The sequence below is a fragment of the Schaalia sp. 19OD2882 genome (assembly GCF_018986735.1).
Lineage (GTDB): Bacteria > Actinomycetota > Actinomycetes > Actinomycetales > Actinomycetaceae > Pauljensenia.
The window spans coordinates 1601643-1623542 of the sequence record NZ_CP065521.1 but is presented as its reverse complement, the minus strand read 5'-3'; the positions used below and the strand labels follow the sequence as shown (position 1 = coordinate 1623542).

Annotated in this window: 23 protein-coding genes; 18 read left to right on the top strand and 5 right to left on the bottom strand. The window is 66.2% G+C overall.

Annotation, left to right across the window (positions count from 1 at the left end):
* Nucleotides 1-35 precede the first annotated feature (35 nt).
* Nucleotides 36-968, top strand: coding sequence for a GIY-YIG nuclease family protein (locus I6B53_RS07215; protein WP_216763606.1), 933 nt, complete (start codon nucleotides 36-38; stop codon nucleotides 966-968).
* Between the two features lie 93 nt (nucleotides 969-1061).
* Here the strand turns inward: I6B53_RS07215 and I6B53_RS07210 are convergent, their stop codons facing one another.
* Both I6B53_RS07210 and I6B53_RS07205 read right to left on the bottom strand, forming a co-directional pair.
* On the bottom strand, nucleotides 1062-1292 hold the full coding sequence (locus I6B53_RS07210) for an RNA-binding S4 domain-containing protein (protein ID WP_216763605.1): 231 nt from the start codon (nucleotides 1290-1292) through the stop codon (nucleotides 1062-1064).
* 9 nt (nucleotides 1293-1301) lie between these two features.
* Nucleotides 1302-2543, bottom strand: coding sequence for an LCP family protein (locus I6B53_RS07205; RefSeq protein WP_216763604.1), 1242 nt, complete (start codon nucleotides 2541-2543; stop codon nucleotides 1302-1304).
* A gap of 138 nt (nucleotides 2544-2681) precedes the next feature.
* Between I6B53_RS07205 and hisD the strand changes: the two genes are divergently transcribed.
* The 7 genes from hisD (at nucleotide 2682) to I6B53_RS07170 (ending at nucleotide 8887) form a co-directional block, all read left to right on the top strand.
* Nucleotides 2682-4004, top strand: a complete 1323-nt coding sequence (gene hisD / locus I6B53_RS07200) for a histidinol dehydrogenase (RefSeq protein WP_216763603.1) — start codon at nucleotides 2682-2684, stop codon at nucleotides 4002-4004.
* A complete protein-coding gene (locus tag I6B53_RS07195) occupies nucleotides 4001-5140 on the top strand; it encodes a histidinol-phosphate transaminase (RefSeq protein WP_253953816.1) in 1140 nt (379 codons plus the stop codon). Before hisD ends, I6B53_RS07195 begins: the two co-directional genes overlap by 4 nt.
* Entirely contained in the window at nucleotides 5137-5757 is a 621-nt protein-coding gene (gene hisB / locus I6B53_RS07190) for an imidazoleglycerol-phosphate dehydratase HisB (protein ID WP_216763602.1), read from the top strand. Before I6B53_RS07195 ends, hisB begins: the two co-directional genes overlap by 4 nt.
* Nucleotides 5758-5825: 68 nt before the next feature.
* A complete protein-coding gene (locus I6B53_RS07185; protein WP_216763601.1) occupies nucleotides 5826-6581 on the top strand; it encodes a hypothetical protein in 756 nt (251 codons plus the stop codon).
* Between the two features lie 5 nt (nucleotides 6582-6586).
* The gene (gene hisH / locus I6B53_RS07180) at nucleotides 6587-7222 is read left to right on the top strand and encodes an imidazole glycerol phosphate synthase subunit HisH (protein ID WP_216763600.1); all 636 of its coding nucleotides are present in this window, start codon (nucleotides 6587-6589) and stop codon (nucleotides 7220-7222) included.
* 88 nt (nucleotides 7223-7310) lie between these two features.
* The gene (gene priA, locus I6B53_RS07175) at nucleotides 7311-8051 is read left to right on the top strand and encodes a bifunctional 1-(5-phosphoribosyl)-5-((5-phosphoribosylamino)methylideneamino)imidazole-4-carboxamide isomerase/phosphoribosylanthranilate isomerase PriA (RefSeq protein ID WP_216763599.1); all 741 of its coding nucleotides are present in this window, start codon (nucleotides 7311-7313) and stop codon (nucleotides 8049-8051) included.
* Nucleotides 8048-8887: an SseB family protein gene (locus tag I6B53_RS07170; RefSeq protein ID WP_216763598.1), complete on the top strand. Its 840-nt coding sequence runs from the start codon at nucleotides 8048-8050 to the stop codon at nucleotides 8885-8887. The genes priA and I6B53_RS07170 overlap by 4 nt, the downstream gene beginning before the upstream one ends.
* Before the next feature lie 59 nt (nucleotides 8888-8946).
* Here I6B53_RS07170 and I6B53_RS07165 read toward each other — a convergent pair whose 3' ends face one another.
* Both I6B53_RS07165 and I6B53_RS07160 read right to left on the bottom strand, forming a co-directional pair.
* The gene (locus I6B53_RS07165; RefSeq protein ID WP_216763434.1) at nucleotides 8947-9522 is read right to left on the bottom strand and encodes a hypothetical protein; all 576 of its coding nucleotides are present in this window, start codon (nucleotides 9520-9522) and stop codon (nucleotides 8947-8949) included.
* Between the two features lie 292 nt (nucleotides 9523-9814).
* Nucleotides 9815-10483: a DUF6318 family protein gene (locus I6B53_RS07160; RefSeq protein ID WP_216763597.1), complete on the bottom strand. Its 669-nt coding sequence runs from the start codon at nucleotides 10481-10483 to the stop codon at nucleotides 9815-9817.
* A 1039-nt stretch (nucleotides 10484-11522) separates the two neighbouring features.
* On the opposite strand from I6B53_RS07160, the gene I6B53_RS07155 reads away from it, so the two are divergent.
* From I6B53_RS07155 to I6B53_RS07120, 8 genes are all read left to right on the top strand, one after another.
* Complete coding sequence (locus I6B53_RS07155; RefSeq protein ID WP_216763596.1) at nucleotides 11523-12062, top strand: hypothetical protein; 540 nt, start codon at nucleotides 11523-11525, stop codon at nucleotides 12060-12062.
* 204 nt (nucleotides 12063-12266) lie between these two features.
* Nucleotides 12267-12935, top strand: a complete 669-nt coding sequence (locus I6B53_RS07150; RefSeq protein WP_216763595.1) for a DUF6318 family protein — start codon at nucleotides 12267-12269, stop codon at nucleotides 12933-12935.
* Nucleotides 12936-13212: 277 nt separating this feature from the next.
* Nucleotides 13213-13788 carry a hypothetical protein gene (locus tag I6B53_RS07145; RefSeq protein WP_216763434.1) on the top strand — a complete coding sequence of 192 codons (576 nt, stop codon included), beginning with the start codon at nucleotides 13213-13215 and terminating at the stop codon, nucleotides 13786-13788.
* Between the two features lie 313 nt (nucleotides 13789-14101).
* Nucleotides 14102-14800, top strand: a complete 699-nt coding sequence (gene infC, locus I6B53_RS07140) for a translation initiation factor IF-3 (protein ID WP_216763594.1) — start codon at nucleotides 14102-14104, stop codon at nucleotides 14798-14800.
* Nucleotides 14801-14844: 44 nt separating this feature from the next.
* Nucleotides 14845-15039 (top strand): 50S ribosomal protein L35, encoded by a 195-nt coding sequence (gene rpmI, locus I6B53_RS07135; protein ID WP_216763593.1) that lies wholly within the window; start codon nucleotides 14845-14847, stop codon nucleotides 15037-15039.
* 21 nt (nucleotides 15040-15060) lie between these two features.
* Complete coding sequence (rplT, locus tag I6B53_RS07130; protein WP_216763592.1) at nucleotides 15061-15441, top strand: 50S ribosomal protein L20; 381 nt, start codon at nucleotides 15061-15063, stop codon at nucleotides 15439-15441.
* Nucleotides 15442-15448: 7 nt separating this feature from the next.
* Entirely contained in the window at nucleotides 15449-16303 is an 855-nt protein-coding gene (locus I6B53_RS07125; RefSeq protein WP_216763591.1) for an RNA methyltransferase, read from the top strand.
* Nucleotides 16304-16320: 17 nt separating this feature from the next.
* Nucleotides 16321-17313, top strand: coding sequence for a thiamine-phosphate kinase (locus I6B53_RS07120; protein ID WP_216763590.1), 993 nt, complete (start codon nucleotides 16321-16323; stop codon nucleotides 17311-17313).
* A gap of 346 nt (nucleotides 17314-17659) precedes the next feature.
* On the opposite strand, the gene rpmB is transcribed toward I6B53_RS07120, so the two are convergent.
* Nucleotides 17660-17851 carry a 50S ribosomal protein L28 gene (gene rpmB / locus I6B53_RS07115; RefSeq protein WP_216763589.1) on the bottom strand — a complete coding sequence of 64 codons (192 nt, stop codon included), beginning with the start codon at nucleotides 17849-17851 and terminating at the stop codon, nucleotides 17660-17662.
* Nucleotides 17852-18077: 226 nt separating this feature from the next.
* On the opposite strand from rpmB, the gene I6B53_RS07110 reads away from it, so the two are divergent.
* Both I6B53_RS07110 and I6B53_RS07105 read left to right on the top strand, forming a co-directional pair.
* Complete coding sequence (locus I6B53_RS07110; protein ID WP_216763588.1) at nucleotides 18078-19721, top strand: DAK2 domain-containing protein; 1644 nt, start codon at nucleotides 18078-18080, stop codon at nucleotides 19719-19721.
* Nucleotides 19718-21898 carry an ATP-dependent DNA helicase RecG gene (locus tag I6B53_RS07105; protein WP_216763587.1) on the top strand — a complete coding sequence of 727 codons (2181 nt, stop codon included), beginning with the start codon at nucleotides 19718-19720 and terminating at the stop codon, nucleotides 21896-21898. The genes I6B53_RS07110 and I6B53_RS07105 overlap by 4 nt, the downstream gene beginning before the upstream one ends.
* Nucleotides 21899-21900 lie beyond the last annotated feature (2 nt).

The window sequence follows — 21900 nt, the reverse complement described above, 5'->3', positions numbered from 1 at the left end:
GGACTCGGGTGGCATTGGCAGCAAGAATGGGCAAAATGATGCGAAAGTGGAAAGACTTGGACCCCGAGGTCAAGGCTCAAGTCGCAAACGAGTTGGGGAAGTACGTCTACATGCTCGTCGATCCGAGGGACGGTGTTCCCTTCTACGTCGGCAAGGGGAGGGGGCTTCGCTTTGACGCACACGGTTGGGAAGCATTGTTTGCGGCCCGTTTTGACGAAGGGGAAGTCGCTGCAGAAGATCTTCGAAGGCTGAAGGTTGGGCGGATCAATGAGATCCGCTCAGCGGGGTTGGAGCCGGACATCTGGATCGTGCGGTATGGCATGTCCTCGGATTCGGAATACACTGCAGTCGAAGCCGCGTGCATTGACCTCCTGCGATCCATGCCGATTCGGCCGACGGAGAATGGTGGGACCCGTCTGCCTCACGGGAACAAGGCCGGGCTGACGAACGCGCGAACTGAACAGGCGAAGGGGCATGGAATCGTTCTGCTGGACGATCTCATCGATGAGCTCGCCGCACCTCTGCTGACCTACGACAAGCCCTTGCTTCTCATCAGGCTCGGTTCGTGGGTTGAATCGTCAGAGGAAATTCCTGGTGGTGTCGAACGGCCCGGATACGGATACAAGAGTGAATGGCTCTCCAGCAGTGTTCGCACGCAGAGATTCGAAGAGATTGGTGTGTCGGCCTGCGGGTGGTGGCCCATCAGTCCGAGTGGCGTTGAAGCCGAAGAGATCAAGTACTTCGTCGCCGTGCACCGCGGGGTGACGCGCGGCTTGTTCCGGATCGTTCCGGGATCATGGGAGACGAAGGAGTACGACCGACACGAGTCCGGCCGGGTCAATCGCCGCAGTGCATGCCGCTTCGAGGTCATTGACTCGGGTCCGGACTTCGATGCGATCATCGGCCCGCACGGGCACAGGATCCAAGGGATCCAGCAGAACAGCTTCTACTGGCCCTTCAAACGCTGAGCCCGGCCTCCGCGTCGTGGGACGCATGTCTCGGCGTTTCGATCCGTTTGCTGCGCCAGCGTCCCCATGGTCGGGAAGTCGTCACTGACCGCTTCAGGCCGTTCGCACCCGCGCGGCCCAAGTGCCGGTGGGGGAGTCGACCTGGACGAGGTCCCCGTCGGCGAGCTGCCTGCCGCGCCGCGTGTCGACCTGGCCATTGACCGCGACATCACCGCCCTGGACCAGTTCACGCGCCATGGCCCCGTCCTCGACGGGGCCCGCAAGTTTGAGGAACTGGCCCAGCCGGATCATGCCGGTGACGGTGACGACAGGGATCTTGGACACGGGGGCTCCTCAGTAGCAGTACTCGACGCCCGGGTCGGTCGGCGTCTGGGGGGTGGAGGGAGTGGCCGGCGCCGGGCCGGTGCCCGGATCGGCAGGTGCGGGCGAGGGTGGGGCCGGGGTCTGCGGATCCTGACCGGTGCCCGGACCAGCGGGCGAGGGCGCTGTGGCCGTGCCGCTTTGCTGGGCGGCCGACTGGGCAGCCAGAGCTTGGCGCTGGACGGCGTCCGAGGAGAAGTCCCGCCAGAAGTCTGCGGCACCTGCTCCCCACACGACACGGTTCGGGTCGACGTCCCAGTCGGCCAATGGGGGCGAGACGGTGGTGACCGCCCCGGCCGGAAGGGAACGCAGCGAGTAGAGCAAGCCCGTCAGGGCCGAGGTCGACGCGAGGTTGTCGGTGAGGGTCGTGTTGGCCGCAAGTACGTCTGCCACCGTGTACACCTTCGTCACCTGTGAGAGCAGATCCCCGGACAGGGCCTGCCGGCTGGCCTGACGCATGAAGCACTGCTGGCGGGAGATGCGCGCCAAGTCCGACCCGTCGCCGCCCACATGGCGGGCACGCAGGAACTGGATGGCACCCGCCCCGTCCAGACGGTGGCAGCCCGCATTGAGACGGAAGTCGCCGACCCCTTCAGGTTCGAAAGACTCCTTCCCGCAGACCTCGACGCCGCCCAGTGCGTCGACCACTCCGACGACCGCCTGGAAGTCCAGGACCATGGCCGCATCGGGCAGGATCCCGGTGGACTCGCGCACCGTGGACATCACGCAGGTGACGGCACCGGCCATGTCCTGGTTCTGCCCCCAGCCGGTCGAGAATGCCGTGTTGAACTGGCCGAAGCCCGCCGGGGAGGGATCCATGCCCTTCGACGCACACGAGGGGATGTCGACCATGAGGTCGCGGGGAATGGAGGTCATGCGCACCTGGGAACGGTCGGCGTCGATGTGGACGAGGATCGTCACGTCCCCGCGCACGCCCTCCTCCTCGCCGCCGATGGCGGCGTTTCCCCCCGAGCGGTCATCGGTGCCGATGACAAGGATGTTCAGGGCCCGCCCCGCGGAAAGGTCCGTGGGCAGGTCAACCGGTTCGCCGGACTGCCCGACGCCGCCCACCTGGATGCTCGTGATCTGCGAGAAGATCCGGTTCCACAGGCCCGCGACCGTGGCGGCGGCGAACAGGGCCACGACAAGGACGATGACCAGCGCGAGCCGACCGCCGCCTCCGGGGCGGTTGCCTGCATGCAGCGGTGGTTCCACCGTGACTCCTCCTCACATGTCCTGCCGGGCGGACCCAACCGTAGCCCCTTTGCCTGTGTGCCCGCTGGACGTCCAGCAGTCTTGTTCGTGCCGTGGAAGCCGGGAACCCGCTGGCGGGGAGCCACGTAAGCTGAGCACATGAGACGAATCGACCTGCGCGGTACCACTGCCGAGACCACCGAGTTGGCTGCAGTGATGCCGCGCGCCGCCCTCGACACCGCCGGAGCGGTCGAGGTCGTCGCCCCCATCGTTGAACTCGTGCGCACCGAGGGTGCCCCCGTCCTGTACGAATTGGCCGAGCGATTCGACCACGTGCGCCCACGGCGTCTGCGTGTGCCCGCCGCCGCCCTCACCGCGGCCTTGGACGGATTGGACCCCGATGTGCGCGCGGCACTGGAGGTGGCCATCGCTCACGCGCGCACCGGACACACCCAACAGCTTCCCGCCCCCTCCTCGGTCGAGGTCGTTCCCGGTGGCCGCATCACCCAGAGGTGGGTGCCCGTCGAGCGAGTCGGCCTGTACGTGCCCGGCGGCCTTGCGGTCTACCCGTCCTCGGTGGTCATGAACGTCGTGTGCGCCCAAGTGGCGGGTGTGGCCTCCATCGCGCTGGCCTCACCCCCGCAGGCCGACTTCGGCGGACTTCCGCATCCGACCATCCTTGCTGCCTGCGCGCTGCTCGGTGTGGACGAAGTCTGGGCGATCGGTGGAGCCCAGGCGATCGCCGCCCTGGCCCATGGCCTCACCGACGAAGGAGAGGTCCTGCGCCCCGTGGACGTCGTCACCGGTCCCGGCAACATCTACGTGGCCGCCGCCAAACGGGTCGTCCAAGGCAAGGTCGGCATCGACGCCGAAGCCGGCACCACGGAGATCGCCGTCCTGGCCGACGACAGTGCGGATGCGCGCTTCGTCGCCGCCGACCTCGTGAGCCAGGCCGAACACGACCCGGCAGCCGCGTCGGTCCTGGTCACCGACTCCGCAGATCTGGCCGACCGCGTGGACGCCCTCGTACGCGAGCAGGCCTACGCCACCGTCCACACCCAGCGGATCCTCACCGCCCTGGAGGGCCCCCAGTCCGGCATCGTCCTGGTCGACGACATGGAGCAGGGGCTCGCGGTCGTCGACGCCTATGCCGCCGAACATCTTGAAGTCCAGACCCGCGACGCCGCAGGAGTTGCCGCCCGTGTGCGAAACGCCGGTGCCGTCTTCGTCGGGCCGTGGACGCCGGTGCCGCTCGGGGACTACGTGGCCGGGTCCAACCATGTGCTGCCCACCGGAGGAACCGCCCGCTTCGCCAGTGGACTCAACGTCACCCAGTACCTGCGCAGCCAGCAGGTGGTCGAGTATTCCGAGGACGCACTCGCAGGCCTTGCCGGACACCTCGACAGGCTCGCCCGCGCCGAGGACCTGCCCGCCCACGGCGCTGCGGCACTGGTTCGACAAGGGAAGGGGAGCGCCTCGTGAGTGCCGCAAACCCGCCCTCGGACCTCCTGTTGCCGGTGCGCGCCGACCTGGCAGGACTCGAACCCTACGGGGCTCCCCAGCTCCGTGTGAAGGCCTGCCTCAACGTCAACGAGAACCCCTACGCCCCCTCCGACGAGGTCGTCGAGGACATTGCGGCGAGTGTGCGTGAGGCGGCCGGCACTCTCAACCGCTACCCGGACCGTGACTTCCCGCAGCTGCGCCAGGCTCTGGCCGACTACTTGGAGGTCGAATCGGGTGTGCGGCGGGAGCCGGAGACACTGTGGGCTGCCAACGGGTCCAACGAGATCATGGTGCAACTGCTGCAGGCGTTCGGAGGCCCCGGCCGTACGGTGGTGAGTTTCGCACCGACCTACTCCATGTACCACGGGTACGCGCGCGACACGAACACCCGATGGGTGCAGGGCGCCAGGGGTGAGGACTTCGAATTGGACCTGCAGGTCGTCCAGCGCGTCATGCGCGAGGAACGCCCCAGCGTGGTCCTGCTGGCCAGCCCGAACAACCCCACAGGCACGGCCCTGCCCGTCGAGGTCCAGATGAAGGTCCTGGACCTGGCCCGCACCACCGGGCCGCAGGAGGACGGGCGAGTCTGCGCCAGCCTGGTCGTCATCGACGAGGCCTACAGCGAATTCCGACGCGAGGGAGTCCCCTCCGCCTTGGAGCTGCTGGCCGGCAACCCGCACCTGGTCGTCACCCGCACCATGTCGAAGGCTTTCGGCATGGCGGGCCTGCGCCTGGGGTACATGAGCGCTTCGCGTGAGGTCCTCGACGCCGTCATGCTCGTGCGCCTGCCCTACCACCTCTCCGCCCTCACCCAGGCCGCGGCCTTGGCCGCCCTGCGCCACGCGAATGAACTCATGGCCCAGGTCGCCTCCTTGCGCGCAGAGCGTGACGCCCTGGTCACATGGCTGGGCGACCAGGGGTTGCGCACCGCCCCGTCGGATGCGAACTTCGTCCTCTTCGGCACCTTCGAGGACCGTGAGGCAGTCTTCCGGGGCCTGCTGGAGCGGGGAGTCCTCATCCGGGTCGTCGGCCCCCAGGGGTGGCTGCGCGTGAGCGTGGGAACCCCGGAAGAAATGGAACTGTTCAGGAACTCGCTGCTGGAGGTCATCCGATGAGCACTCACCCCGCCCCCAGACGCCGCGTCGCCGTCATCGACCGCACCACCTCGGAGTCCACGGTCCACGTGGAGATGGACCTGGACGGGACCGGCCGCACCGAGATCTCCACCGGCGTACCCTTCTACGACCACATGCTCACGGCTCTCGGCAAGCACTCACTCATCGACCTCGTCGTGCGCGCGCAGGGTGACGTGGAGGTCGACGTGCACCACACGGTGGAGGACACCGCCATCTGCATCGGCGCGGCCCTGAAGGAGGCCCTTGGCGACAAGCGCGGAATCCGTCGCTTCGCCGACGCCACCGTGCCCCTGGACGAGGCCCTGGCACGTGCCGTCGTCGATGTTGCCGGACGGCCCTACGTCGTCCACGAGGGCGAGCCCGCCGGGCAGGAGTACCACCTCATCGGCGGGCACTACACGGGGTCCATGACCCGCCACGTACTGGAATCCCTCACCTACAACTCCGGCATCTGCCTGCACATGACGGTCCTGGCCGGACGCGACCCCCACCACATCGTCGAGGCCCAGTTCAAGGCCCTTGCCCGGGCGCTGCGCTTCGCAGTGGAACCGGATCCGCGGGTCGAGGGGATCCCCTCGACCAAGGGCACCCTGTGAAAGGCCGGGGAACCGACTAGGATTGGCGCGAACCGCCGGACGGCACGGATCGAGGGAGGAACAGGGCAGTGGACGAACGCGATGACATCGACGCCCAGTTCCGCGACCTCGTCGCCCAATTCGGTGACGAGGCCGCCGCAGGCATCTCCGGGGCAGCGGACGCCCCCGCCGATCCCGGCACCCCGGATGCTCCCGAGGACTTGGCGGGCCGCGAAGCCTCGCCCTCGCCCTCCGAATCCGGGGCAGTGCCCCCGCCCCCGGCCGATCGCGTGAACAGTGCCCTCGACACGCCCGTCGACGAATCCTTGCACCTGGAAGGCGGACGCCTGTCCGTCGCCCTCGTCCTTGCGCCACTGCCTTCTCCCGAAGCCCTGCACTCCCTCCTGTCCTTCGCCGGCAAGAAGGTCGACGTGGTCGGCCTCAAGCCGTGGACCGCCGTGTGGCTGAGGGTCGAGACGCGCCCCACGGACGAGGACGAATTGGACGCCCTCCTTGCCGGATGCCGTGCAATGCCCGAACCCGTCGACGAGGTCGCCCGCGTCATCTCGCGGCTGTCCCGCTACGGCGCCGTGGCCGTCATGTCCTGGCTCGTCGAGGGCGACGGGGTGGAGCCCGGCGTGTCCGGACGGATCTCCGCCCGCCGCTACGTCTCGGGTGCCCCCGAGGACGAGATCCCCGCCGGAGTCCTGCTCGGCTCCATGCCGCAGGCCGCCGAGGACCTGCTGCTCGGACGCACCTGCCCCAAGGACTACGACGACTCGGTCTCCGCCGACGGGACCACCCGCCGCAAGCCCGGCCCCATGAGCTGGTTCCGGAGAAGGTGAACGCCATGACTCCACGTGTGGTCGTCCTGGACTACGGTTCCGGGAACGTGCGCAGCGCCTGCCGTGCACTGGAAAAGGTGGGTGCCGACGTCACCCTGACGGCAGACCGCGACCAGGTCCTGGAAGCCGACGGTCTGTTGGTGCCCGGGGTGGGCGCCTTCGCCGCAGTCATGGACCTTCTGCGCGCCGTCGATGCTCCGCGCCTCATCGACCGGCGCCTGTCCGGCGGGCGGGCGGTCCTCGGAGTGTGCGTGGGCGAGCAGATCCTCTTCGAGTCCTCCACCGAAAAGGGCGCCTGCGAGGGGCTTGGACAGTGGCCGGGTGCCGTCGAGCGCTTGGACGCGCCTGTCGTCCCACACATGGGTTGGTCCGAAGTCGAGGTCCCCGTGGGCTCTCGACTCTTCGACGGGGTCGAGGACCAGCGCTTCTACTTCGTCCACTCCTATGCGGCCATGACCGACCCCGCTGACTCCATGGCCGAGGGCCCGACCGCCAGGCCACTGACCACGTGGGCCAGGCATGGCAACTCGCGTTTCGTGGCCGCAATGGAGAACGGGCCCCTGTCCGGCACGCAGTTCCACCCCGAGAAGTCCGGCGAGGCCGGTCTGGCGTTGCTGGCGAATTGGCTGCGAACCCTGTGACCTGCCCGCCACGCGGCGCGTCAGCCCTGTTCAGGCAGGTATGGCGGCCCGCCCTCGTCCCCTGACTGCATCCCGGAAGGAACCCCGCATGACCGACGAACTGATTCTCCTGCCGGCCGTCGACGTGGTCGACGGCAAGGCTGTGCGCCTCACCCAGGGCGAGGCCGGCACCGAGACCGCCTACGGGCATCCGCTGGATGCAGTCCGGTCCTTCGTCGAGGCCGGCGCCACTTGGCTGCACTTGGTGGACCTGGATGCCGCCTTCGGGCGGGGGTCCAACGCGGAGCTGCTCACCTCCATCACCGCGGAAGTGCCCATCCACGTCGAGCTCTCCGGCGGTATCCGTGACGACGCCTCTCTTGCCCGCGCGCTGGAAGCGGGCGCGCGGCGCGTGAACCTGGGCACCGCCGCCTTGGAGGACCCGGAGTGGACCGAGCGGGTCATCGCCGCCCACGGTGACCGGATCGCCGTGGGCCTGGACGTGCGCGGCGAGACCCTGTCCGCGCGCGGCTGGACGAAGGACGGCGGGAACCTGTGGGAGACGATCGAGCGTCTGGACGCCGCCGGTTGCTCACGCTATGTCGTCACCGATGTGGCGCGTGACGGGATGCTGTCGGGGCCGAACCTGGATCTGCTGCGCCGCGTGTGCGAGGCCACATCGGCCCCCGTCATCGCCTCCGGCGGAGTGTCGAACCTGGCGGACATTGCCGCACTGCGTGAGCTGGTACCGGTCGGAGTCGAGGGGGCGATCGTCGGCAAGGCGCTGTACACGGGCGCATTCACCTTGGTGCAGGCCCTGGATGTGGCCGCCGGGCGGGCCCAAGCGTGAGGCTGCCTGCCCCGGACGCTGAGCAGCGGAACAAGATCTCCGCGCGGCTGCGTCTGCATGCCCATGACCGGGCCGACCACGGCCAAGTGCTGCCGCTGACGGCGGCGGCTCTTGCATTGGGTGAGGGCGCTGACCAAGGGGCTGCTCGCCTGGAGGCGCTGGTCTCGGCCCTGCGCGAGGAGCGGGTCGTCGTGCCGGTCGTCGTAGGGCTTGCGGCCGACTTGGGCGCAGGAGGCGTGCCCGAGGTAGGGTCGCAGAAGCACGATCCGGTGGAGTTCGTCCGCTGCGGGACCCCCTTCGGTCCGGCCTTGGTGGTCTACTCCAGTCAAGGCTCGCTGTTGGCCGACCGCTCGCAGGACAGGCCCATTGCCTTCGACTTCCACAAGGTGTGTCTTGCGGCGCTGGTCGAGACGGGCGGTCGGGTCTGCATGGATCCGGGCGGCGCGGCGGTGGTGCTGCCACGCCCGGCGGTTGCCGCATGCGCCCAAGGAGACGACTGGCTGCCGGCGTGGCGGGATCTGGAGCTGCTGGCTGAACTGCGCGAACTGGCAGGAGTCAGGGCTGTCCGCGCCACCCGGGTCGAGGTTGCCGGTGCAAGTGCTGACGCGGGTACAGGTGCCGATGTGGGCGCGGTTGCGCCGGGCGGACCTGTGGCGGATGTGCGAGTCGTACACGCCGGGGGAGTCCTGGTTCGCGTCGAGGTCCTACTGGATGCTGCCCGCTTGGTCGACTCCGGCCGGGCGGAGGTCGAGGAAACTCTGCGCCGTATCGCCACTTCGCCCCGCCTTCGGGCTGCAGTCGACGAAGTGGAACTCCGCCCTCTTGTCCTCCCATGAGTCTCTTGTCCTTCGGTGAGATTTGTTTGTTGTCTTGTTTTGGGTGGGTTTGGGGTGTGTCAGTGTCCTTGGAGTTCTTCGGCGGTGTCGGTCAGGGCGATGTGGAGGTGTTTGACTTCGAAGGGGGGTGTGGTTTCGACGGTTTTGAGTTTTTCGTGCAGGGTGATGGTGTGTCCGGTCCACGGGTTGGTCACGGTTGCTTGCCACCATGTGGTCAGTGTCAGGTGTGTGGACTCGATTGGCTCTTCATAGGTGTGTTGGTTGGTCATATCCGGGTAGGGGGCACCCGGGTCGTGGGAGACCACCGGGTGGCTGCCGTCGCCGAAGTCGAAGATGAACTCTTGGGCGTGGAAGGTGATGGTGACTGTTTTGCCGAGCATGTTCACCGCGTGTTCCTGGTGGGTGCGGGTGGCGTGGGCCAGTTGGGCGATGCCCACCACTGCCAGGTTCGGGGGCTGCATGACCAGCCCGGCGGGCTCGACCGTGACAGTGGCGAGCGCCCTGCGTGTGATCTGCCAGTCGGAGGGCACGAAGGGCGCATCTGCCGGCTCGGGCGGACACTGACCCCGAGCACGCCCCATGAACACCTCCTCCATCTGCTCAGGCGTGTAACACCAGAACCCAGAATGATCCACCAAATACGACGGAAGAGACTCGAAAGCGTTTTCGGGGGAGGTTGTTGGCTCTGGAAATATGGATTGGCTGACAGAATTGTTCGAATGCGACCATTGCTCCCCACCCCCAAGTGAGACAGTATGCGAATCGATGACGTCAGAGTCCAAATTTGAAACACTGTGATCCACACTGCCCGAGTCGCCATAATCTGGCCCCCCAAGCGTTGGAAGAAGGAGTACTCCTAGCGTAATCACAGTCGAAAGTGTCAACTTTATCCCCCGAAGGTTCCACAATTGTTTCGAGAATTGCATATCAGTCCTTGTCGACTATGAATGCCCATAGCGTCCATTGGCCCGAGATCCATTTCCCTTGAATCTCGACCCGATAGTCTCGAGAGCGAACTCTTTTAATCCCTCCATCCACAAATGTCACGTGAGGGGAAGCGTTGGCTGTCCCAAAGAATGCCACTCGACCATCATCTCCCAGAACGGGCTCCCTTTTCAAAGTGAGTTGATAATATAACCCTTGTTCCCAGCCACCGCTGTCGTATAGTTGCTTGATCAATTTGATTCTGCCTTTGCAGAATTTGCAGGGGTTTCCTGAGACTGCTTCGAGTTTCTCGGTGTCGCCCGTGTACCAGGAGTAGGCCAGCAGATCCAGGTAGTAGCGGATGAAGGCTTCTGCGCCTTCGACGCTGGGTTCCTTGGCGATGGCCGGCAGTACCGGTTCGACCATGTCAGGGTCCTCGGGCTGCAGCAAGTACCCGTTCGGGCCCACCACGTAACCACCGGACATCTGAACCTCACCCGACTGGACACCACTGGTTGCAGAGTCCACTGAGCCCGCAGAATCACCACTCTGACCACCACCCGTGCCCTGACAGGCTGCCAGGCCCAGCAACCCCACCACCACGCTGCACGCTGCTACCAAGGGTCCAGCACCGCGTCGAGCCAGCACCCTTGCCCCGCTCTCATTTGCCATGGCCCCTACAGTAGATACTCAAGGACTCAAATGGAAGACAACTGAACAAATCCGTGGACAACCACCCCCACCGCGCCCGACCCGCCAGTGGACGAAACAGGTGTCCTGGCCGGTCACACCCAAGCAGGAAGCGTCAAGCCCTTGCAAGACCAGCGGGTTGGAACCGTCCCCGAAGCGGACCGGACCATGACAGCGGCCACCGCCCTACACAACCTCCCAGTCGGAGAGCACGAACGACGCACCTGCCGGCTCGGGCGGACACTGACCCCGAGCACGCCCCATGAACACCTCCTCCATCTGCTCAGGCGTGTAACACCAGAACCCAGAATGATCCACCAAATACGACGGAAGAGACTCCAACACAGGACTCTCAGAAGCGGACGGTACTCCAAGACCCAAAAGCGAGAAGTCGGGGTCGCTGGCCCTCGACTCCCACTGGGTTCCTTTGACACTGAGATCACCATTGTCACCCACCTCTGACTCCAACCCCGTGCCAGAACTGCCCGCATTTCCTGAACTATCTGGACCCGGCCCATCTTCAGCTAAGACAAGGAGCATACCCACTGTCGAAACGATCGCAAGCGCTCGCTTCCAGTCGACCCATGTTATTCGACACTTCATGAGCCGCATTTCATTCATCCTCAATGATGCAAGCTCGAAGCACCCACTGCCCGGAGATCCATTTGCCTTGAAGCTCCACATCGTACTCGTGGTACGCCTCTTCCTTATCGAGCGATCTCTGAATGTGACGTGCGGTGAGGCATGAATCGTTCCGACAAATGCGACCCTCCCGTCATTGGCCAGGATTGGGCGTTCGCTCTTTGAGAAGCGGTAGCGGAGTCCGTGTTCCCAGCCGCCTTTTGTGTAGACGATCCTTGATCGTTTCAATTCTGCAAAGGTGGGATTGAGGCAATCAAAAATGTTTACTCAAGGGGTGGGTGGGTCCACGGTCTACGATATAGTCTTTCGCCGTCCGAACGTTCAATCCTCGGCAATGGCGGAAGAATTGCGCTAATCGGAACTCTGCAGGCATCTCCCCATGTCCTCTTCAAGAATCACGCAATTGATCGCCGGGGACCTCAGGAACATCAGATTGAAATTCAAAGCAAGTGGATTTCTGGAAAATGGATCCTATGGGGATGCGTTATCGAGGAGAAATGACGTGCATCTACATCTGAACCCAAGAATTATCCCTTTCCTCACAAGGTCACTGGCAATTACTTCAACTTTACTCATCTCCCTGCCTCCGCTTTATGGCACGACAGATCCGATGGGAGACCATGGAGGAAGGGCTGATGATCCAATACTGGATGTAAGCACTGGAGACAATGGCCGGATCAAGCTTGGGGCTGAGCAGCAAAACTCCGAACCGGGCGGCCTCCTTTCTCAACATGCATCTTCAGAGTTGACCGTGGCGCAGGAGCTTGATTCTCTTCCGTCGTATTTGGTGGATCATTCTGGGTTCTGGTGTTACACGCCTGAGCAGATGGAGGAGGTGTTCATGGGGCGTGCTCGGGGTCAGTGTCCGCCCGAACCGACAGGTGCGTCGTTCGTGCCCTCCGACTGGGAGGTTGTGTAGGGCGGTGGCCGCTGTCATGGTCCGGTCCGCTTCGGGGACGGTTCCAACCCGCTGGTCTTGCAAGGGCTTGACGCTTCCTGCTTGGGTGTGACCGGCCAGGACACCTGTTTCGTCCACTGGCGGGTCGGGCGCGGTGGGGGTGGTTGTCCACGGATTTGTTCAGTTGTCTTCCATTTGAGTCCTTGAGTATCTACTGTAGGGGCCATGGCAAATGAGAGCGGGGCAAGGGTGCTGGCTCGACGCGGTGCTGGACCCTTGGTAGCAGCGTGCAGCGTGGTGGTGGGGTTGCTGGGCCTGGCAGCCTGTCAGGGCACGGGTGGTGGTCAGAGTGGTGATTCTGCGGGCTCAGTGGACTCTGCAACCAGTGGTGTCCAGTCGGGTGAGGTTCAGATGTCCGGTGGTTACGTGGTGGGCCCGAACGGGTACTTGCTGCAGCCCGAGGACCCTGACATGGTCGAACCGGTACTGCCGGCCATCGCCAAGGAACCCAGCGTCGAAGGCGCAGAAGCCTTCATCCGCTACTACCTGGATCTGCTGGCCTACTCCTGGTACACGGGCGACACCGAGAAACTCGAAGCAGTCTCAGGAAACCCCTGCAAATTCTGCAAGAACAGGATTGAAACGATCAAGGACGTCTACGAAAAAGGTGGCTGGGAACACGGACTCCGCTACACTTTTTCGCTCGCCAAACCCCCCATACTTGCCGATGACGGTCGGGTCGCACTCGTGGGGACCATTAATGCGTCGCCGCATGTGTTGTTCGATGAGCGCTCAGTGCAGAAAAGCACGTATCATGAGCATGAGGTAGAAATTCAAGGCAAATGGATCTCTGGCCAGTGGGTGCTGTGGGCGTGCGTCATCAAAGGGGACTAAAATGCGACTCGAAAAGCGTTGGGCTTTTCTGCATCAAACCAAGCAGGCGCTCTCGATTGCCGCGAGTATGGGCATGCTGATCTGGCCTGCGGATTCGGTACCCGACTCGGGTGGCACCGACTCTGTGGTGGACGGGAAGTCTGTGCTGAATTCAAGGGTGGGTGACGAGGGCGAGGTCTTGGTGGAAGGGAGTCAAAGGGATTCAGGGGAGACTGTTCCTAATCCTTTGCCTCCGACAACTGGAGGGCCTGAATTTGAATCTCTTCCGTCGTATTTGGTGGATCATTCTGGGTTCTGGTGTTACACGCCTGAGCAGATGGAGGAGGTGTTCATGGGGCGTGCTCGGGGTCAGTGTCCGCCCGAGCCGGCAGATGCGCCCTTCGTGCCCTCCGACTGGCAGATCACACGCAGGGCGCTCGCCACTGTCACGGTCGAGCCCGCCGGGCTGGTCATGCAGCCCCCGAACCTGGCAGTGGTGGGCATCGCCCAACTGGCCCACGCCACCCGCACCCACCAGGAACACGCGGTGAACATGCTCGGCAAAACAGTCACCATCACCTTCCACGCCCAAGAGTTCATCTTCGACTTCGGCGACGGCAGCCACCCGGTGGTCTCCCACGACCCGGGTGCCCCCTACCCGGATATGACCAACCAACACACCTATGAAGAGCCAATCGAGTCCACACACCTGACACTGACCACATGGTGGCAAGCAACCGTGACCAACCCGTGGACCGGACACACCATCACCCTGCACGAAAAACTCAAAACCGTCGAAACCACACCCCCCTTCGAAGTCAAACACCTCCACATCGCCCTGACCGACACCGCCGAAGAACTCCAAGGACACTGAACCGTTCGCAACATCGCACCCACCAAGTCGACTCTCGACACGAAAGAGGTCGAGTCTCGCGTGGATGTGAGGGAGTCCATGGCAGGGGAGAGGGGCGTGGTTGGTGAGGCAAGTGGCCCGGATGCTAGTGTTGACTTCGACCAACCGGGCGTCAGCCCGGAGTGCAAGCGGAGGAAACTCCCACCTGGACACCCGCCCAGGGCCACCGAGCCCTGGGAGACGAGCCGACAGGCATCGTGAGGGGGTCGGGTCCGAACCGGTCGAGCATGCCCATGGGCAGGCGCGACCGAGGGCAGGCCTTCGTGCGCACTACGTGACACGGAGGCCTTTTCCGTGCCATGGAACGGAACCGTGGAAGGAGCCACCCATCAGCGAGCCTCGCATCAATGATCGGATCCGGGTCCCCGAGGTGCGCCTCGTGGGCCCCGGAGGAGAACAGGTCGGCGTCGTCCGGGTCGAGGACGCGCTGCGTCTGGCCGAGGAAGCCGGACTGGACCTGGTCGAGGTCGCGCCCGACGCCAAGCCGCCGGTCGCCAAACTCATGGACTACGGCAAGTTCAAGTACGAGGCCGCCCAGAAGGCTCGTGACGCTCGCCGCAACCAGGCGAATACGCAACTCAAGGAGATTCGTTTCCGCCTCAAGATCGATGACCACGACTTCGGCGTGAAGAAGGGCCATGTGGTCCGCTTCCTCGAAGCCGGCGACAAGGTCAAGGTCATGATCATGTTCCGCGGCCGCGAGCAGTCCCGCCCCGAGGCGGGCGTGCGTCTGCTGCAACGCCTTGCGGACGAGGTCGGAGACCTGGCCACCGTCGAGTCCATGCCGCGCCAGGACGGTCGCAACATGACCATGGTGCTGGCTCCCACCAAGCGCAAGGCTGACGCCCTCAACGAGCAGCGCAAGCGCCGTGAGGCCGAACGCGAGGAACGTCGGGGCAAGCGCACCGAACGTGCCGCCCGCGACCAGGCGCGTCAGGCCGAGGCCGTCAAGGCCCCCACGGAAGAGAACTGAGGCCCGGACCACCGTCTGGACCTGCGAACAGAAGGAACAGGAACATGCCGAAGAACAAGACCCACTCCGGTGCCAAGAAGCGTTTCCGCGTGACCGGCTCGGGCAAGATCATGCGCGAGCAGGCCGGCGCCCGCCACCTGCTGGAGCACAAGTCCAGCCGCAAGACCCGTCGCTTGGCCACCGACCAGGTCCTGGAGACCTCGGACGTCAAGCGCGTCCGGGCCATGCTGGGCATCTGAGGCACGAAGGAGATCTGAGAAATGGCACGTGTCAAGCGTTCCGTCAACGCCAAGAAGAAGCGTCGTACCGTCCTCGAGCAGGCCTCCGGTTACCGTGGCCAGCGCTCGCGCATGTACCGCAAGGCCAAGGAGCAGGTGACCCACTCCTTCGTCTACTCCTACCGTGACCGCAAGGCCCGCAAGGGCGACTTCCGCCGGCTGTGGATCCAGCGAATCAACGCCGCCTCCCGCGCCCAGGGCCTGACCTACAACCGCCTGATCCAGGGGCTGGGCCTGGCCGGTGTCGAGGTCGACCGTCGCATGCTGGCCGAGCTGGCCGTCAACGACATCGCCGCCTTCAACGCCCTCGTCGAGGTCGCCCGCAAGGCGCTGCCCGCCGACGTCAACGCCCCCAAGGCCTGAAGCACAGGTGCAGACTCACCACGAACGCCCGCCCGTCCTCGCCAACCCCCACGCCGAACGCGTGCGCAAGGTGGCAGGACTGAGCGGGCGTTCGGCGCGTGAACGCCACGGACTGATCCTTGTCGAAGGTCCGCAGGCCGTGCGCGAACTTCTCACACACCGCCCGGACACCGTCCGCGACATCTACATGGGGCACCGCGCCGCCGCCCTCGACCCCGACCTCGCGGACCTTGCGCACTCGGTCACCCGCTGGGTGCACCCCACCACTGACGAGGTGGCCCGCGCCATGTCGCCCGACGCCCAAGGAGTCCTGGCCGCAGCCACTTTCGACGCCGTCCGGGACACCATGCCGGAAGACCTCCCGGAGGGCGTGACCCTCGCCCTGCTCGCCCAAGGCCGTGATCCCGGCAACGTCGGCACCATCATCCGCACCGCCGACGCCATGGGCGCCGCCGCGGTGCTCACCGTGGCGGGCACAGTGGACGTGCGCAGCCCCAAGGTGGTGCGCGCCTCCGCCGGATCCGTCTTCCACGTGCCTGTCATCGGCTTCCGGACTTTCGACGAGGCCGCAGCCGCCCTGCGGGAGCGTCAGGCGGTGCTGCTGGGCACCAGCGGGGGAGATGCCTCCCAGGACCTCGACGCTCTGATGTTGTCTGGGGCCCTGGAGTCCCGGGGGTGGCTGACCCGGACCCACGCGTGGGTCTTCGGCAACGAGGCCAAGGGACTTTCCCGGGCCGAGATGGATGCCTGCGACCTGCTGGTGCGCATCGACATGACCGGCGCCGCCGAATCGCTGAACGTCGCCTCCGCCGCCGCCATGTGCTTCTTCGCCTCGCAGGTGGTCCGACGCAGTCGAGCGTGAGTGTCTAGGCTTGGCCCATGACCCGCGTGCGCGACCTCGACGAGTCCCAGCTCATCGCCCATTTCCGCCGCCTGCTGCCCACTGGGGACAGGACCCTGCTGGGCAGTGGTGACGATTGTGCGCTCGTCGCAGCTCCGGAAGGGTCCTTTCTGGTGACCACTGACGTCCTGGTCGAAGGCAGGCACTTCGACCCCCGCTGGTCCTCGCCCGACCAGATCGGTGAACGAGCCGCCGCCCAGAACCTTGCGGATGTGGCTGCGATGGGTGGGCGCACGAGTTCCATGGTGGTTTCCCTGGTACTGCCGGGCCACACGGACCTGGACTGGCTGCTGGCTCTGGTTGCGGGCTTTGGTGAAAGGGCCCGGCGTGCCGGTGCTGGTGTGGTCGGAGGCGACCTGTCCTCAGGGGACTCCCTCGTGATCTCGGTGACCGCCATGGGGTGGGTCGATGGGGCTCCCCTCACCCGATCAGGCGCCCAGCCCGGCGACATGTTGGCGGTGGCGGGAACTCTGGGCCGCTCGGCCGCAGGACTCGCCCTGTTGCAAGGCGGGTACGTGGACCCTGTGGTGCGCGATGACGTGGTCCTGGACGACCTGGCGGAGGCTCTGCGCATCCACCGGGCTCCTGAGCCGCCTCTGGAGGCCGGTCCTGTGGCTGCGGCGCGGGGTGCGCATGCCATGATGGACATCTCCGATGGTCTGGCGGTGGACGGCAGACGGATGGCGTTGGCGTCCGGAGTGGTCGTCGAGGTCGACCCCTTGCTGTTGGCGCCCGATGTGTCGGCACTGCGTGGTCCAGGACGTGTGTGCTCGGTCGACCCGATGACGTGGGTGCTTCACGGCGGCGAGGATCACGCGCTGCTGGCGGCTTTCCCGCCGGAGGCGGTACTGCCGGCCCCCTTCCGCCAGATCGGGTGGGTGGGAGCTGCCGGGCCGGGGCTGGCCCCGTGCTGTCGGGTGGGCGGCACCGAGGTCCGCGGCGGATGGGACCACTTCACGGGCGGCAGCTGAGGACGAGGGCGGGGCGCAGCTCATCCCGCTTGGGATGGAAAGGGTGGGCCGGGTCTGGTTCACGCGACCAGTGCTTGCAGTACTCACCCCCTGAACCCGCACACAATGCGGGCTGGCGAGGCCTCCTTCGGCTGGTGGAAGTGGCGGAATCGTGGACTTTTCGACGAATCGCGTATCGGTGTGCCCACAGCATTGTGTGCGGATCGTGCTGGTGTTGACCGGGCACAGGCGTGTGCAGGGGGTTGGTGCCCGTCGTGGTCGCAGGTAGCGGGCACTGGGAAATGGGAGAGGGGCCCGCCACTTGGCGAGCCCCTCGGGCAAGTGTCGGAATGCCGACGTCGGTGTTTCAGGCGGGACGCACGACCTTGTCGGACTTCAGGCACTTGGTGCACACGTTCAGACGCCGCGGGGTTCCACCCACAACGGCGCGCACACGCTGAATGTTCGGGTTCCACCGGCGGTTGGTGCGCACGTGCGAGTGCGACACGCTCTTGCCGAAGCCGGGGCCCTTACCGCACACGTCACAAACGGCAGCCACGATGTTCTCCTCGATCGAATGGACGGGCTCAGTCCCTTCAGGACCGGCCCGGCGGGGGAGGGCCCCCGCAGGCAACCCGACAAGAATACCGGATCACTCACGGGCCACCAACTCTCGCAGACCCCCGTCGCGTGTCAGGTGGCACACAGCCCCGACGGATACGGACAATGGACAGGCGGCCCCACCCGGGCCGCGCCCGCCCGGTTCGACGGGCAGGAACGACACCGTGGGAGACGAATTCGTGCCACTCGACGCGCCGACGATGATCCGAGCCGTGCGCACCTGCGCGGACGAACTGTCCAGGCTCGCCGCCTTCATCGACGACCTCGACGGCTGGGGGAGGGGCGACTGTGACACCGGCGCCAATGCACTGCTGACCCTTCGGGCCATGGCCGAGGAATGCGAGGCCGCCCCCGCCCCCACGGTCCAGGGAGTTCTGGAAGCCGCAGTGGATGCGGGGGTGCGCCGCGGCTCCGGACACGTCGGAGTCCTGCTGACCCAGCTCATGGCCGCATGGGCGGACGGCCTCGAAGGGGCGGACACCGACGCCTACGCGGACTCTCCTTCCGCGCTGACTCCGCTCGCAGTGCGCCGCATGCTCACAGGGTCTTCCACCCTCGCCTCTGAAACCGGCCCTTGGGCGGCGCCGGTCATCGCGGTCCTGACCGAGGCCGCTTCAGAGCTGGAATCCTTGGGGCCGACCGTCTTCGACGTCCACGAGGTCGTCACCACCTTCAACACCCAGGCCCAGTGCGGTCTTGTCGAAGCGACCCACTCGGCCACCGGCCGCATCGACGCCGGCGCCGCCGTCCTTGTCTGTTTCGCCGCCTGCCTGGACGCTGCCACCCGCAAGGACAGCGAAATGCTCGAAGTCCTCGCCCAGATGCTCGCCGACCTGGCAAACCGGGACGACAAGCCTGCACCGCGTGGAGCCTCCCCACGCCCCGGACGCGACTTCACCGTCGACATCCTCCTGCAAGGAATGGACGAGGACGTTCGCGCCCTGACCGCCACCCTCGACGCGGTGGGCGCCCACTGGTCGTTGGTGGGCCGCGCCGACTTCTTCGGCATGGGCACCTGGCGCATCCACGTGGACACCTCGGCCCCCTTGGCAGTCCGGCCCAGGCGAGGCAGAACCCTGCGATTCCAGGTCAGTGATGCCCGACCTGACGAGGCCATTGGCGAAGACGCCTTGTCGGACGGCGTCACCCACCGCGGCATCCGCCTGCTGGAACGGCGCGCACGCACACGGATCCACCGGGCCACGGTGGCGGCCTGCACGCGCGCTCCGGGACTGGTCGAAGACTTCGCCCGTTCGGGCGCCGTCGTCCTGCTCGACCCGACTCCGGAGGACCGCGACGCCCTCGTGACCGTCGCCGAGTCCTCCTCCACCGGCGTCGCCCTGTTCATCCCCTGCGACGAGGCCTCGGCCCGCCTGGCCGCAGCTGCCAGCGCACGACTGGCGGAGCGCGACATCGACGCCCTTGTCGCCACCTGCCGGGACGAACTGTCCGTCCTGGTCCTCGTGCGGGCCTGCGCCCCCGTTTTCGTCCCCCAACCGGGTGGACCCGCCGTGGCGCCCCTGGTGCGCACCGTCCTGTCGGAAGCCAGCGCCCATGCGCTGGCCGGATCCCGCGTCGTCGAAATCGCCCCCGGACCACCCGAGGTCACTGTGCCGGGAGCCATGGAGGAACTCCGCGATGGGCAGATCCGGACCCTCAGGTTGCTGTTGGCACGCGACAGTGACGAGCTTTTGGACCCCGTGGCCAGACAGGTGCTGGCCAGCTCCGAGGGATGGTCGCAGTGGGTGAACCTCGAAGTCCTTGACGGCATGGGCCCGGGTGCGGGCCTGCTCCAGGGGCTTCGATGAATCCCCTGGACGTTCCCCTGGACCTGCGCCTGCCGAAGAACACGGCGAAGAAGCTCGAAGGCGCCGGGTACCGCAGCGTCGGCGACCTGCTGCGCACTGCGCCCAGACGCTACTACCACTGGGGGCGCCTGACCCCCATGAGGGCCCTGCGCGAAGGTGAAGAGGTCACCTTGTTGGCAGAGGTCCTTTCCCAACGGCTCGTCGCAAACCGCTCCAGGGGCGGCGTGCGCCTGGAGGTCGCCCTGACCGACGGCACCGATGTCATGCAGGCCGCCTTCTTCGGCTCCACCCAGTGGAAGCTCGCCGTCCACCAGAAACTGTTGAGGGTCGGTGAGCAGTTCCTCTTCGCCGGCAAGGTGGGCTCCTACCGCGGCCACCTGCAACTGACCCACCCGCAGTTCGAGGGCGCTGAGGGGGATGCGGAAGAGGCGCGCCGCGCGGCCGAAAGACCGATCCCGATCTACCCCGCGGGCTCCGGGGTGACGACATGGGTGGTGCAGCGCGCCGTCGGCATGTTGCTGGACGGTCTTGACGAGGGCGCCGTACCCGACCCTCTGCCGCCCGAGGTGCGTGCCCGCCACGACCTGCCCACGCGCATGCAGGCCCTGCACTGGCTGCACCGGCCCGAAAGCGACTCCCAGTACCGGGCTGCCCGAAGGGCTCTCGCGTGGGAGGAGGCCTGGGTCCTGCAGAGTGCGCTGGGCCTTGCCCGCCGGGACGCCCGCTCGCACTGTGCACCGGCCAGCCGACGCGCGGGCAACCGCCCCCTGGAGGCTCTGCTGGAGAACCTGCCCTTCGAGATGACACCTGCCCAGAGCAAGGCCGTGGGTGCCATCGGCGCAGAGTTGGAAGGCACCCAACCCATGCAGCGGCTTCTTCAGGCCGACGTGGGCGCAGGAAAGACCCTCGTGGCGCTGGCGGGCCTGGTCCAGGTGGTCGGCGCCGGACACCAGGGTGCGCTCCTGGCGCCCACCGAGGTCCTGGCCGAACAACACCTGACCTCTTTGAGGAAACTCCTGACCCCCATGGAGGCGGATCCGCAGACACGTGTCGACGTGGAGCTGCTGACCTCGTCGACGACGGGCCTGCGGCGCCGCGAATTGCTGGCACGCCTGGACTCCGGGGACCCACTGATTCTGGTGGGCACCCACGCCCTGCTCCAGGAGGAGGTCTCCTTCGCCGACCTTGCCCTGGTCGTCGTCGACGAACAACACCGTTTCGGCGTCGCCCAGCGCGACAAACTGCGCACCGCATCGGCCTCGGGAGTGGCACACCAGCTGGTCATGACGGCCACGCCGATTCCACGCACGGTCGCCATGACCGTCTTCGGTGACCTGGACGAGACCCGCATGAGGGGCCTTCCGCCTGGACGCACGCCCGTGTCCACCCACTTGGTGGACGCCGGGAACGCCGCGTGGATGCAACGCCTGTGGGCACGGGCCCGCGAGGAGGTCGACGCAGGCGGGCGCGTGTACGTCGTGTGTCCGCGCATTGACGAGGACGACCCCGTTGAGCCGGTGGAGGGCGAGGAAGTGCCGCCAGCCGGGCGCGCTGCGGGTCGGGTGCCACTGGCTTCGGTCAGAGCCGTGGCCGCCACCGTGCGTGACCTGCCCGCCTTGGCGGGCCTGGCCGTCCACGAGCTGACCGGACGTACGCCGTCGGCCCTCAAGGCCCAGATCATGGGCGATTTCGCAGCGGGACGTACTCCGGTCCTGGTGGCCACGACGGTCATTGAGGTCGGGGTGGACGTGCCTGAGGCGACGATGATGGTGATCCTGGATGCGCAGCAATTCGGTCTGTCCCAGTTGCACCAGCTGCGTGGGCGCGTGGGACGGGGAAGCAGGCCGAGCATCTGCATGGCCGTGCACCGCAGCAGTTTGGCGGGAGAGTCCCTGGAAAGACTGACCGCCTTCGCGGCCTCGACCGACGGATTCGAACTGGCCGAGGCCGACTTGCGCCTGCGACGTGAAGGCGACGTGCTGGGCGCCGAACAGTCGGGCCGCTCCAGCGGCTTGCGTTTCCTGCGTGTCCAACGCGACGCGGACCTCATCAAAAGCGCACGTGAGGAGGCCGCCCTGTTGCTGGAGGAGGACCCGACCCTGTCCGCCCACCCGCAGCTCCTGGCGGAGGTGCGGGCCTTGGGTGGTGAGGACCTTGTCTGGATGGAACGCGGCTGACG